This is a genomic window from Pantoea sp. SGAir0418, assembly GCF_043529865.1.
Map to the genome: position 1 here is coordinate 15,624 of NZ_CP027911.1, position 13,098 is coordinate 28,721.

The following is a 13,098-nucleotide window of genomic DNA, read 5'->3' on the forward strand; positions in this document are numbered from 1 at the left end:
CGCATTCCTCAGCGCGGCAATCAGGCGGTTGCCGTCACCGGTGTGGCGATCTCTGCACCGCAGTCGTCGCCGATCAGTCGAAAATAATCATCCACATCCAAAGCTACCGAGCGGTCCAGCGCGCCGGCGTTAAACCACAGCGTCCCGACATCACGCAGCCGCGCATCCACGCGCAGCGCCAGTCGGTCATCAAAACTAAACGGCGGCACCGCGCCCATCACGCACTGCGTCAGCGCTTGTGCCTGCTCAGGGGTGGCAAACGTCGACTTCTTACCGCCAATGGCACGTGCGGCGTGTTTGAAGTTGATTTTGCAGTCGCCGGGTACGATCGCCAGCAGATAGCGCGGCGCGGCGCCGTCCGGCATAGTGACTTCCAGCACCATCGCTTTGGCCGCCTGCTGGAGATCGTTTCCGCGGATAGCGCTGATCACCTCGGTCTGGCCGATGGCCTCATGCTCCACCACGCGGTAGCGGGCCTGCTGCGCATCCAGCAGCGCAATCACTTTGTCATAGGTTGTCATACTGTCTTCCTCGTCTAAGGCCGGGATTAACTCCAGGCAATGGCGTGCTTCATTTTTTTGTCGGTCAGGCCAAAGAAAAAGCCCATGGTGATGCGCGTGTCGCCCTCAACGCGATCGATTTCATGATAAAACGCGGGATTAAACAGATAGATATCGCCACTGCGCGGCGCGAACTCGCAGGTCTCGCTGCCGGCGATGACGCCGCTCTGGTAGCCCAGCTCGCCGGGCGTTTTAAAGCGCTCGTCTTCCGGCTGCCATTTCTTATTGAAGATGCGCAGCGCGCCGCCGGCGTTGCACTCCTGCAGGCACACGACGCAGCTCAGCTGATGCAGAATGTGCGTCACCGCCAGACCGCTGCCAGCGGCATCGCGCACGATGTTGTCGTTATGCAGCGGATTAGCGACGCCGTCAGCGTGGAAACGCACAATCGAGCCGGCGTAATCACCCAGTGCCGGTTCGGTGGCGGTTTGCAGACTCTCAAGGCGCAGCGCATGCTGCACCCAGTGGTAAATCTGCGCGCGCAGGGCGTGCAGCGAGGCCGGCAGCGCCGGCTGGATGTCGCGCAGTTCGGTGAAATAGTTTTCCGGCGCGGCGGTGTGCTTCGCCAGATACGGGCCGAGCGTGGTCAGCGCGCCATTTGGATAGTGAGAAACCCGTACCTGCTCGCGGCACTGCTGGAGATCAGCCACCACCGCGTTGCGCACCTCTGGCGTGAGGAAATTGCGCAGCACCAGCAGCGGCACGCGCGCGGTGACGATGTCATCCAGCCAGGTGCTTTCGACGAACATGTTGGGGTTAATGACGCGAATCTGATTGAAAATGGCCATGGGTTCACTCTCCAAAAGGAATTTCATGAAGTTCATGGTTGCTCATACGGTGCCATGCTGACGCCGTGCCCAGTGTTGAAACAGGTTCAGAGGAGATAAAGGTGCTGTTGTTCTGCTGACAACGATGCAGGGTGAAATAGTCGGGGTAAGGCGTGTCATCAGGATGCCATTGCCACGCCCAGGCCTTCTCGCGGGTGACGAAAATGGCGTTTGCCGCGCTGCCACCCGGCGCCACCCGGGCCATTTTTTCGCGCAGGTAGTCGCGGGTGAAATCGGCGGGCGTGACGCGGTCGACGATATATTCCAGATATTCAGCGGAATCAAAGCGCGACTGCGCCATGCCCAGCTGCGCATAGACGGTCGGCAAAAAGCCGTTGTGCATCATGTACCACTGGGTGGTGCCGCTGGTGCGCCGCAGCGGATGGGAGAACGCAATGCCCTGATTTTTGCTGAGCGTGGCGTGACGCACGTGCACCGCCAGAAAGCGGCTGTGCTGCATGCGCGTGACGTCAATGCCTGGCAGTGCTTCGGCAAAGGTGCCGGTGCCATGCAGCGTACGGATCTGACCGTGCTCCAGCCACAGGCAGCCCCAGCCGTTGGGATGTTGTTTAATCGGGCCATCGTGCGCGGCGGTTTCACCGCAGCTCATGGCGCGTGCGGCGTCCAGTACCGCAGCGGCGTCAAACTGGCCGTGTGCCAGAATCATTCTGCACATAGTAAATCTCTCCGTGAGGTCAAAGCGGGCACAGCAAGAAGGGCGTGAAACACCGCCAGAATTTCGTCGCGGCTGGCGGCAGGCAGACGCAGCGTGGCGAGAATCCCGGCGTGGCGCGTCAGATCGGCGTACAGCGATGAGCGTGGCGAGACCTCCAGCGCCGGTAAGTTGAGCGGCGGTAACAGCTGGCCGCGCTGATGCTCGGCAATCCAGCGCTCGGCGGCGTCATACTGCAGCCGCTGGCGCAACCGCAGCCGGCCGACGGCCTGTGACGGTGCGGCGAAGTGCAGTTCAGGCAGGCCGCGTCCGGCTTCAACCTGAAAGGCCACCTCGGCCCAGTTGATGCCGGTGACCTCTTCCACCAGGTTCACCACGCCCATGCCGGACAGGCGAAAGCCCATTTCGAGAAAGTGCGGCTCGCCGTTCACCATAATGAAATCAATGTGGAAAGCGCCGCGCCGGTAGCCGAAGGTTTCACAGCAGAAACTCATCAGGCTGGTGAAAGCGGCGGGCAGCTGCTGCGCCGCCATCGCTACATGGCCGGATTCGTAAAAGCTGATACAGCCGTCGGCCTCGGTATGCTGCTCAATCACCTTCTGGCAGCAGGTCAGCGCCACCGCGTGTCCATTCTCCACCACGCCCTGCAGCGAATATTCGTCACCGGCCAGCCAGCTTTCGACGATAAAGCCGGTAAAGCCGCGTCCGCCATAGTTCATGGTGTCGAGCAGCCGGGCAATCACCGCATCCAGCTGGCTGGCCTCTTCCACCAGCCAGATGCCCAGCCCGCCGCCGCCGTCGACCGGTTTGATCACGCAGGGGTAGAGCAGTGCATCCCGCGCGTCGCCAATGCTGAGCGGTGAGGCAAAGAAGCGAAACTCCGGTTGCGGAAAACGCGGCCAGGCTTTGCGCAGCGCCATGCGCTGTGCATATTTATCCGGCGGGATAAAACCCGGACCGGCATCCGGGCCGGCCAGCAGTTCACGCACCCGGCCAGCGCTGGCGTTGTAAGCCTCAAAACCGGCCAGCACCACCTGTGGATGCTCCAGCAGACCGGCGTGCAGACAGGCATTGAGGACATCCCACGGATTTTCCGGGCGATCGAGACGCACAATCAGATCGAACGGCAGGGCGATGCTGAGCGATTGATAGTCGACAAAATCCCCCATTTCGGCCAGTACGGTAAAATAGCCTTCGCGTTTTGCCACCGCGCAGTAGGGATTTTGCCCGTCGCGCGTGGCGCCAATCTGCAGAAAAATCTTTCTCATCGCGTCGCCTTACCGGGTTAACGCCCGGAAATCACTTCAGTAACGATGTCCTGTAACGCACCGTTGTTAACCTGAATCACCGCTTTGTGCGGGTCGAAACGCAACACGCGCGACAGCGCATCGCCGCGCGCGCCGTCCAGCAGCGAACTCACCGCCGCGCTGCGCCAGCAGTGCCGCATCTGTGCCACGCTGAGGCCAGACAGCTGCGTGAGCTGCTGCGCCAGCGCCACATCCTCGCTCTCTCCGCTCAGTAAGGCGCGCACCGCGGCTTCTTCCGGCGCGGCCGGCAAATGCAGCAGCCAGGCTTTCAGCTGCTGGCCGGCGGCGATAAACGGTGAATAGATCATGCATACCAGTTGGGTTTCACTGAGGCCGAAAGCATCGAGTGCGAACTGCGCGGCGCGCTGGCGTGCGCGGGCAATCGCGGCGTCATCCTGATAGCGCGCGGCCATCTCATCGATCAGCTGCGGCGGAAAGTCCTTCTGCACCATCAGGCCGAGCGCAAAGCGCACATATTCGCGAATGCCTTCGGCGTAGCTGCGCTGCAACAGCGTCTCCGCACGCAGACCGCGAATATGTGCCATTAACGTCGGGTTGCCGCAGTCCGATTCGGAGAAGCTGAACATCAGCTCGTCGAAGCGGAAATGCATGAATTCGGTCAGCAGCGCCCAGTGCGCGCCAGCCTCATAAGCGGTGTCCTGATAGATGTTGAAGAACAGCGGGTCGCGCGCCAGCTGCCAGGTAATGCGATGTGCCGGCGTGACCTGGTCAGCGCCGTAAATGTCGGCGAAGTAGCGCGCCGCCACGCCGTCCAGCGTGTGCAGAAAGCCGCTGAAGCCGCGCGACTTATCGGCCATTGGCGCATCAAACAGTTTTGACAGGTGGCGCGCCCACGCAAGGTAAGCGGTCTGTTCCTGCGGCGAATCGCCGGTGATGATCACATCGACGCCGCCATCGTAATGCGCCGCCAGGCCAAACGAATTCACCATACTCAGGTTGCAGGCGTTGCAGAAGGTGGAGCGCGCGTCGGCACGGAAGCGGTGACCATTCATCAGCACATCGTCGCGGTTCTGCTGGCGCACGCTCTGCGGCATCGGCAAATGGCGATCGAAGGGACGAATCTGCAGCCCGTCGGTCACCAGGCATTCGGTGAACGCGTCGTCATGGATACGCAGCGCGCGATAGACGCGGTCGATGTTTTCCATCACGCTGTCGTTCATGGCGGCATGGCGATTAGTGCTGATGCGCAGCTGAAACGTGCTGTTGCGCTGTTGCCAGATTAACCCCTGAATGTAACGTACGTAGGCCACCATATAGCTGCTGTCTTTGCCGCCGCCATAGGCCAGCAGTACGCGGTTACGTTCGGGATGGTCGGGATCGGGCAGGGCGGCGAGCAGTCGCTGAGCACAGTGCTGGGCGGAATCGAGAATCGCGGGCGTCAGGTATTCTTCAATTTCACTCATCATCGCGGACAGATTATTCATTTTTCACTTCATCCTTTGGCTAATAAAATCGCCGCTGCCGTGCGGGCGACAACGGGCTGGAAAACGGGCCACGAAGGTGCTGCGTGAAGCTGAATTAACAGATGCAGCCTAAAGTACTTTGAATGTAATCTGATGAATACGCACAGATCAGCACGATATGGGGTGGAACAGATGGCGGGTGAAACGCAGGAACAGGAGAGTCAGAGCAGTCGTTACCGTCAGATCGCTGAGCAGATAAAACAGGCCATTCATAGCGGATCGCTACCGCCCGACAGCCGTTTGCCGTCGGTGCGCACGCTGGCGACGCAGTATCGCGTCAGCATGACCACTGCGCTGAAAACATTACGCACGCTGGAGGATGAGCACTACGCGGTGGCGCGGCCGAAGTCTGGCTTTTTTGTCGCACCGCGTCCCACAGCGAAAAAAGTGCCGGCGGTATTCAGCGAGCAGCCGCGCGAAGTGGCGCCGCTGGATGAGCAAACCGAACTGCACCTGGCGATGCTGGGATCGGACTGCCGCGTGCGGCTCGATCTGGCCAACGGCGATATCTCACTCTATCCGGTGAAAAAAATTGGCCTGCTGATGCGGCAGATGGGTTACAGCAAACCGGCGCTGCTCGGTAATACGGTGAAAGGCACCGGCTATGCGCCGCTCAAGGCGGAAATTGCCCGGCGCGCGGTGGATTATGGCTGCAATATCAGCGCCGATGACATCCTGGTCACTAACGGCTGCATTGAGGCGATTTCGCTGGCGCTGCGCGCCACCACGCGGCCGGGCGATATCGTGGCGGTGGAGTCGCCGTGCTACTTCGTGCTGCTACAGATGCTGCATAATCTCAACCTGCGCGTCATTGAAGTGGAAGCCGGGCCGGAGGGTTACGTTAACGTCGCGAAACTCACCGGGCTGTTCCGGCGTAAAGCGGTGCAGGCCTATCTCACCATCAACAACATCAATAATCCGCTGGGCAAAAGCATTCCCAACGAGCAGAAGGCGTATATCGCGCGCCAGGCCGATGAGAATGATGTGGTGATCATTGAGGACGATATCTTTGGCGATACGGCTTTCGGCGAGCGCCGGCCGTTTCCGATGCGCGCCTTCAGTCCCAATGCCATCCTGTGCAGCGGCTTCTCCAAAACCGTGGCGCCCGGCATCCGTATTGGCTGGGTGCACAGCACCAAGTACATGCGCAAAATCGCCTCGCTGAAGTACACCACCAGCATGGGCACGTCGGTGCTGTCGCAGGCGGCGATTGCCGAACTGCTGCGCAGCGGCGGTTACGATGCGCACCTGCGCAAGCTGCGGCGCGAGCTGAAAAATCAGATTCACCATATGCGCCAGGCGGTGCTGCGCTACTTCCCGGCGGGCACGCGTGTGTCGGATCCGGAGGGCGGTTACGTGCTGTGGGTGGAGATGCCGCAACAGGCGCTGAACGTGCGCGCGCTGTTTCTCAAGGCGCGCAACGCGGGCATCGGCATCGCGCCCGGGCACATCTTCGCCACCGATCACCGCTACGATCACTGCTTCCGGCTCAACGCCGGTTTTGGCTGGAATGCCGAAGTCGAACAGGCGATTCAGCAGCTGGCGCAGTGGTGCCAGCTGTCGTTAAGCGCGGATTAAGCGTTCCAGGCGTTATCCAGCTCTTCCGCCAGAATCTGTACCGCACGCTCAATCTTGTTGCTGTCCGGTACGTAATTCATGCGCATGCACTGATGGGTGTGCGGCCAGGCCTGTTCCAGCCCCGGGAAGAAGAAGTGGCCCGGCACCATCAGCACGCCGCGCGCTTTCAGACGCTGATACAGCGCTTCGGTGCTGATCGGCAGGTCGCGGAACCACAGCCACAGGAAGATAGCGCCTTCCGGTTTGTGGATCAGGCAGCGATCTTCGCTGATATAGCGGCGAATAATCGCGATAGTTTCGCTAACTTTGGCCTGATAAAACGGTTTAATCACTTCCTGCGACAGGCGCAGCAGATCGCCACGCACAATCATCTCAGTAGCAATCGCCGGACCGATGCTGCCTGGTGCCAGGCTGATAATGCCATTCATGTTACCAATGGCACCGATCGTGCTCTCATCGGCAACGATAATCCCGCAACGTGCGCCCGGCAGGCCCAGCTTCGACAGGCTCATGCACAGAATGGTGTTGGGGTTCCACAGCGGACGTGCCTCACTGAAGATGATGCCGGGGAACGGCACGCCGTAGGCGTTATCGATTAGCAGCGGGACGCCGTGCTGCTGTGCCAGCGCATCCAGCTGCAGCAGTTCGTGGTCGGTGATGACGTTGCCGGTTGGATTGGTCGGACGCGACACGCAAATCAGGCCAGTCTCATCATTCAGCGGCAGATGGTCGAAATCGACGTGGTATTTGAACTGGCCTTCCGGCAGCAGTTCAATGTTGGGTTTGGCGGAGATGAACAGATCCTCCTCCAGCCCGGCATCGGCATAGCCGAGGTATTCCGGTGCCAGCGGGAACAGCACGCGCTTTTTGCTGCCGTCGGCGCGGCGGCCGGCAAACAGATTAAACAGGTAAAAGAACGCGCTCTGGCTGCCGTTGGTGAGCGCGATATTTTGTGGCGTCACCGGCCAGCCGAGTTCCTCGCGCAGTAGCGTAGCCAGCGCCTCCAGCAGCAGCGCTTTGCCGCGCGGGCCGTCGTAGTTGCACAGCGCTTCGTTCAGCTTGCCGTCCTGATGCATCTGCAGCAGCAGCTGACTGAAATAATCATTGATGGCCGGAATCTGCGCCGGATTACCGCCGCCCAGCATGATCGTGCCAGGCGTGCGCAGCCCTTCGCCCATATCTTCCATCAGACGAGAGATGCCGGAATGTTGCGTAAATTTGTCGCCGAACTGAGAAAAAGCCATAGGAGGTAAAAACATTGTTATCAGGGGGAAGACCACCATAGCGCCCGCAACCGGCAGGCGCAATGGCTAAAGCCGAGGGATCAAGCCTGGACCTGCGGGTTAACGCAGTTTTTCTCCACTTTACCGCTCAGCGCGGCGATCAGGTTGTCGACCGCATCGCGCGCCATGCCGTAGCGCGTTTCATGCGTGGCGGAGCCGATGTGCGGCAGCGCGACCACGTTCGGCAGCGTGAGGATTTCCGCATCGGCCGGTACCGGCTCGACTTCAAACACATCCAGCCCGGCGGCGTGAATAGTGCCGTCTTTCAGTGCGGCGGTCAGCGCCTGCTCATCGACCACCGGACCGCGTCCGGCGTTGATCAGAATCGCGCTCGGCTTCATCAGTTTCAGCTGTTCCGCACCGATCATATGGTGCGTCTGCTCGGTCAGCGGCAGGCTGATGCAGACAAAATCGCTCTCTTTCAGCAGCGTTTCCAGATCGCAGGCGCGCGCGCCAAAGCGGGTTTCTGCCTCTTCATGCTGGCGGCGGGCGTTGTACAGAATGTTCATGCCGAAGCCAAAGTGCGCGCGCTGCGCCAGTGCCAGACCAATGCGGCCCATGCCGAGAATGCCCAGCGTCTTGTGGTGTACGTCGATACCGAAGTGCTCAGCGTCGATACTCTTTTTCCACTCACCGGCTTTGACCCACTTATCCAGCTCGGTGACGCGACGCGCGGTGCTCAGCACCAGCGCCATCATGGTATCGGCCACGGTTTCGGTCAGTACGGTGGGCGTGTGCATCAGCAGAACGTTGCGCTGGTTGAGCGCATCAACGTCAAAGTTGTCATAGCCGACGGAGACGGTAGAACAGGCACGCAGTGCCGGCATGCTGGCCAGCAGCTCATCATTCACTTTGCCGCCGGAGCCCAGCAGACCCTGCGCTGCGGCGAACTGCGCCGCATGCTGTTTCACCGTCTCCGGCGAGACATCTTTCACTTCCGTGACGCTGAAGTGCTGGTCCAGCTTGGCACGCAGGTCATCGGGCAGGCTCTTATACAGAATCACAGCAGGTTTCATTATTTGCTCCCTGTAGAACGTGTGACGGGCGACCTGAGTCGCCCGGAAAAGTCATCGCTTACGCTTTCAGGCGTGCTTCGCCCCGTGAATCGGCGGCGGCGTTTTGTTGGCCGCCGGTTTAACAATCAGCGTCAGCCACACCGACGCCAGTAGCGCAGCACCCATAAAGACATAGGAGGCGGCAGGACTGCCGGTCGCCCCATTAAGATAGCCTACGATCCATGAACCGATGAAGGAACCCAGTGCGCCCATACTGTTAATCAGCGCCATGGCACCGCCGGAAACATTGCGCGGCAGCATCTCCGGAATGATGGCGAAGAACGGGCCATAGGGGGCGTACATTGCCCCGCCGGCAATCACCAGCAGCGCATACGACAGCCAGAAGTTGCTGGAGCCCACCATCCACGAGCCGAGGAACGCCAGTGCGCCAATCAGCAGCAGCGGCCAGACAAACAGCTTACGGTTTTGCGTCTTGTCCGACGCCCACGACACTACCAGCATGGCGATGGTCGCCACCAGATACGGTACCGCCGACAGCCAGCCCGCTTCGACCATGCCCATCTGCGTGCCGTTACGCAGAATCGACGGCAGCCACAGCACGAAACCGTACACGCCGATGCTCCAGGCAAAATATTGCAGGCACAGCAGGATAACGTTGCGGTTGCGGAAGGCTTCGCTGTAGTTGCGCACCGCTTTAATGTTCTCCTGCTCCTTCTGCAGCTGCGCCTGCAGCGCCGCTTTCTCTTCGTCGCTCATCCATTTGGCCTGGGCCGGTTTATCCTGCACCATAAACCACCAGGCAATCGCCCAGATCACCGCCGGGAAGCCCTCGATGATGAACATCTCGCGCCAGCCAAAGGAGTTAATCAGGTAGCCGGACACCACTGACATCCACAGCACCGTCACCGGGTTGCCGAGGATCAGGAAGGTATTGGCGCGTGAGCGCTCAGATTTGGTAAACCAGTTGCTGATGTAGATCAGCATCGCCGGCATCACCGCCGCTTCCACCACGCCGAGCACAAAGCGGATGGCGGCCAGCATCGGAATATTGCTGACGATACCGGTCAGCGAGGCGCAGCCGCCCCACAGAATCAGACACCAGAAAATCAGTTTTTTTACGCTGCGGCGCTCAGCATAGACCGCGCCGGGGATCTGAAAGAAGAAGTAGCCAAGGAAGAACAGGGCACCGAGCAGCGATGACATGCCTTTGGTGATACCGAGATCCTCATTTATCCCTGCGGCAGAGGCGAAGCTAAAGTTCGCCCGGTCCAGATACGCCAGACTGTAGGTGATAAACACGATGGGCATGATATACCACCAGCGTTTTGGCGCGATTGTCTGCGATTTCATGGGTGACTCCTCTGGTTGAGGCGGGCGCATTCTGTGGATGCGTCTCGAAATTAGGGTGTAGAGACAGTTTTTTTCGGTGCGCATGAATGCGCACCCTACGTTGGGTCGCCATTGATGGCGACCTGGTTTTAATAATCGCCGAGCGCTGCGCGCGTCGGCAGACCTTCGCTGTCGCCGGCAACCTGAATCGCCAGCGAACCAATTTTGTTACCGCGCAGAATCGCCTGCGGCAGCGATTTCCCTTCCAGCAGCGCGCTGATCAGCCCGACCGCAAAGCCATCGCCCGCGCCGACGGTATCCACCACATTCTCCACGTGGATCGGCGCAATCTGGCCCTGTTCGCCCGCGGCGGTTTTATACCAGGCGCCGTCGCTGCCGGTTTTGATCACCACCGCCCGCACGCCTTTATCGAGGTAGAAATCCGCAATCGCTTCAGGCTGACGGTAGCCGGTCAGAATCAGCCCCTCTTTTTCACCTGGCAGCACCCAGTCGGCGTATTCTGCCAGCAAATTCAGATGCTTACGCATCTCTTCTTCACTGCGCCACAGCACCGGACGGAGATTAGGATCAAAGGAGATGGTTTTGCCGCGCGCGCGCATCTCTTTCGCCGCATGTTTAGCCAGCGCCAGCGAGCTATCGGAAAGCGCGGCGGCCACGCCGCTCAGATGCAGATGGCGCGCGCTGCCGAAATAGCTTTCGTCGAAATCATCCGGTGACAGGTGGCTGGCGGCGGAGCCTTTACGGAAATACTCCACTTCCGGATCGGAGCCGTCGTCCACGCGCGCTTTGAGCTGAAAACCGGTGCGATAGCGGTTATCAATGGTCACGCAGCGGTGGTCGACATGCTCTTTCGCCAGCTGCTGCAGGGTAAAACGGCCGAAGCTGTCGTCGCCGACGCGGCTGACCCAGCCAACCTGCAAACCGAGGCGCGCCAGACCAATCGCCACGTTAAGCTCGGCACCGGCAATGCGCTTCGTGAACTGATCGGCTGCGGCGAGATCGCCGGTTTGCCCGGCAATAAACATCGCCATCGCCTCACCAATGGTGACGACATCCAGCTGAGAGGTGTGTGTCATGCTCAACTCCTTACACCGCGCGCAGCAGATCGACATAGTGGCGGGTCACCGCCAGTAAATCTGCGCCGGCTAATGGGAACTCAATACCGCGCGGTGCATCGGCCGGCAGCGCCTGCAGCAGCGTGCGCCAGCTGTCGTCGGCGTCATCCAGCGCAATGGCGCGGAAGCTGTCACCGTGCGGCACCGCCGCCTTAACATGAATGTAGCTCACGTAGCGACTGAGCTGCGCCGCTGCCTGCAGGGCGTCCTCGCCGGTCCAGCGCCAGTTGCCCATGTCGAAGGTCATATCCAGCGGCAGCGCGGCATCGCAGGCGTGATGGAAGAAGTGCAGCATCGGCGTGAGTTTGCTGTCGGGCGTCTGATCGTTCTCCACCACCAGCGTGACGTGCGAGCCGGCCAGCACTTCAACCAGCTGGCGATCGGCCAGCGAGACATAGTGACCCAGCGCCAGCTTGAGGCGCTGAGCGCCCAGCAGCTCAGCTTCCTGCAGGAACTGCGCCAGACGCGGATTGAGCGCACCGTCCGCCTGCCACAGCGCTTCCGGCACTGAATAGCTGACGCTGAGCTGATGCTGGCGCAGCGCGTCGCCGAGCGAATGCAGCTGGCACAATTCGTCGTCGCTGAACAGCTCGCGGCGGATCTCGACGCCATCGGCACCGGCCGCTTTAATCAGCGGCAGCAGCGCTGCCTGGCCGCCCAGTTCTGCCACCTTGTGCGCGCCGTAGGCGGCCGTGACCACAATAATTTCCGCTTTCGACATCTTTCCTCCAGCCTGTCTCGCTGTGCTGCCCGCCGCATCGTTATGCGCCGGACAGCACGTTAATGTGCTGTAAAAAGCTTAATGGAACCGGTTCCAAAGGAAAGTAGCAGAGTGCGGAATTATGATCCTGCTCACGAAGTGAGCCGTGAAAAGCGGGTTAGCGCAGCGGCTGGCTGGAGCCGCGCACAATCAGCTCACCGGAGAAAACCTGCTCGCGAATCGGCTGTTCGCTGCCTTCGATACGCGCGATCACCTGCTCCAGCGCGGCATAGCCGATCTGCCAGGTGGGCTGTTTCAGCGTGGTGATGCCGACGCCGGCCAGCGCCGCCCACTCCAGTTCGTCGAAGCCCAGCAGGCCAATGCTCTCGCCCCAGCGCAGCGTCAGGCGCTGTAACGCCCGCGCCACCTGTAGCGTCAGCGCACCGTTGGCGGCCATCACCGCGCAGCATTTGCCCGGATGGCGCTGATGAAACGCCTGCAGCACCTGTTCCAGCTGCGCCGGCTGATGCAACACCACTTCGGCATTCTCTGCCACCACCTGTGGCGCGCTGCTGATGGTGTCAAAGAAGGCGGCGAGACGTTCGCGGCGGGTATTGACGCTGCCGAGCGGCTCACTGAGAAACAGCAGCGCTTCGTAGCCGTTATCCAGCAGATGCCGGGTGGCGATGCGGGCGGCCTCCGGGTTGTTGAGCCCGACCACGTCGCAGGCGAAGTCGGGGATTTTGCGGTCAATCAGCACCATCGGCAGCATCGACTGCTGCAGACGGTTGAGCACCTCTTCGTGCATCCCGACTGCATTCACCACAATGCCTTCCACCTGATAGCTGCTGAGCAGCTGCAGGTAGTGCTGTTCGAGGTCAACTTCGTTGTTGGTGTTACACATCAGCAGCGTGAAGCCGCGCGCGCGGCAGGCGGCTTCAATGCCGCTCAGCACATCCACCGAGTAGGGATTGGTGATATCGGCAATGATCAGGCCTATCAGCCGGGTGCGGCCGCGTTTGAGTCCGCGCGCCATCTGGCTGGGGCGGTAGTTGAGGTCGGCAATCGCCTGTTCGATACGGGCTTTCAGATCCGGCGAAAGCAGATGAACTTCGCCATTCAGATAGCGGGAAACGCTGGTTTTACCGGTTTTTGCCGTGCGGGCAACGTCACTGATTGTGGCTCGTGGCGGCCTGGTTTTCATC

General features: G+C 60.5%; 12 protein-coding genes. 1 reads left to right on the plus strand and 11 read right to left on the minus strand.

Annotated elements, in window-relative coordinates:
* Positions 1 to 20: 20 nt before the first annotated feature.
* The 5 genes from C1N84_RS00075 to C1N84_RS00095 are packed head-to-tail and all read right to left on the minus strand — an operon-like array spanning position 21 to position 4,812.
* The gene (locus C1N84_RS00075) at positions 21 to 521 is read right to left on the minus strand and encodes a YbaK/EbsC family protein (RefSeq protein ID WP_058775617.1); all 501 of its coding nucleotides are present in this window, start codon (positions 519 to 521) and stop codon (positions 21 to 23) included.
* Positions 522 to 547: 26 nt separating this feature from the next.
* A complete protein-coding gene (locus C1N84_RS00080; RefSeq protein WP_159377278.1) occupies positions 548 to 1,348 on the minus strand; it encodes a 2OG-Fe(II)-dependent halogenase WelO5 family protein in 801 nt (266 codons plus the stop codon).
* A 4-nt stretch (positions 1,349 to 1,352) separates the two neighbouring features.
* Positions 1,353 to 2,063 (minus strand): class II glutamine amidotransferase, encoded by a 711-nt coding sequence (locus C1N84_RS00085; RefSeq protein ID WP_058758189.1) that lies wholly within the window; start codon positions 2,061 to 2,063, stop codon positions 1,353 to 1,355.
* A complete protein-coding gene (locus C1N84_RS00090; RefSeq protein WP_104094312.1) occupies positions 2,051 to 3,328 on the minus strand; it encodes an ATP-grasp domain-containing protein in 1,278 nt (425 codons plus the stop codon). Before C1N84_RS00090 ends, C1N84_RS00085 begins: the two co-directional genes overlap by 13 nt.
* Before the next feature lie 17 nt (positions 3,329 to 3,345).
* Positions 3,346 to 4,812: a hypothetical protein gene (locus tag C1N84_RS00095; protein ID WP_104189508.1), complete on the minus strand. Its 1,467-nt coding sequence runs from the start codon at positions 4,810 to 4,812 to the stop codon at positions 3,346 to 3,348.
* Between the two features lie 171 nt (positions 4,813 to 4,983).
* Between C1N84_RS00095 and C1N84_RS00100 the strand changes: the two genes are divergently transcribed.
* A complete protein-coding gene (locus tag C1N84_RS00100) occupies positions 4,984 to 6,429 on the plus strand; it encodes an aminotransferase-like domain-containing protein (RefSeq protein ID WP_264441841.1) in 1,446 nt (481 codons plus the stop codon).
* Here the strand turns inward: C1N84_RS00100 and C1N84_RS00105 are convergent.
* The 6 genes from C1N84_RS00105 to C1N84_RS00130 form a co-directional block, all read right to left on the minus strand.
* Entirely contained in the window at positions 6,426 to 7,673 is a 1,248-nt protein-coding gene (locus C1N84_RS00105) for a valine--pyruvate transaminase (protein ID WP_264441842.1), read from the minus strand. The two genes, C1N84_RS00100 and C1N84_RS00105, sit on opposite strands and share 4 nt — an antisense overlap.
* A gap of 80 nt (positions 7,674 to 7,753) precedes the next feature.
* The gene (gene ghrB, locus C1N84_RS00110; protein ID WP_058758185.1) at positions 7,754 to 8,728 is read right to left on the minus strand and encodes a glyoxylate/hydroxypyruvate reductase GhrB; all 975 of its coding nucleotides are present in this window, start codon (positions 8,726 to 8,728) and stop codon (positions 7,754 to 7,756) included.
* A gap of 66 nt (positions 8,729 to 8,794) precedes the next feature.
* A complete protein-coding gene (locus C1N84_RS00115; RefSeq protein ID WP_021506893.1) occupies positions 8,795 to 10,078 on the minus strand; it encodes an MFS transporter in 1,284 nt (427 codons plus the stop codon).
* 128 nt (positions 10,079 to 10,206) lie between these two features.
* Positions 10,207 to 11,154 (minus strand): sugar kinase, encoded by a 948-nt coding sequence (locus C1N84_RS00120; protein WP_264441843.1) that lies wholly within the window; start codon positions 11,152 to 11,154, stop codon positions 10,207 to 10,209.
* 10 nt (positions 11,155 to 11,164) lie between these two features.
* Positions 11,165 to 11,914, minus strand: coding sequence for a sugar phosphate isomerase/epimerase family protein (locus C1N84_RS00125; protein WP_058770742.1), 750 nt, complete (start codon positions 11,912 to 11,914; stop codon positions 11,165 to 11,167).
* 157 nt (positions 11,915 to 12,071) lie between these two features.
* Positions 12,072 to 13,097: a LacI family DNA-binding transcriptional regulator gene (locus tag C1N84_RS00130; protein WP_262264848.1), complete on the minus strand. Its 1,026-nt coding sequence runs from the start codon at positions 13,095 to 13,097 to the stop codon at positions 12,072 to 12,074.
* Position 13,098: the final 1 nt, after the last annotated feature.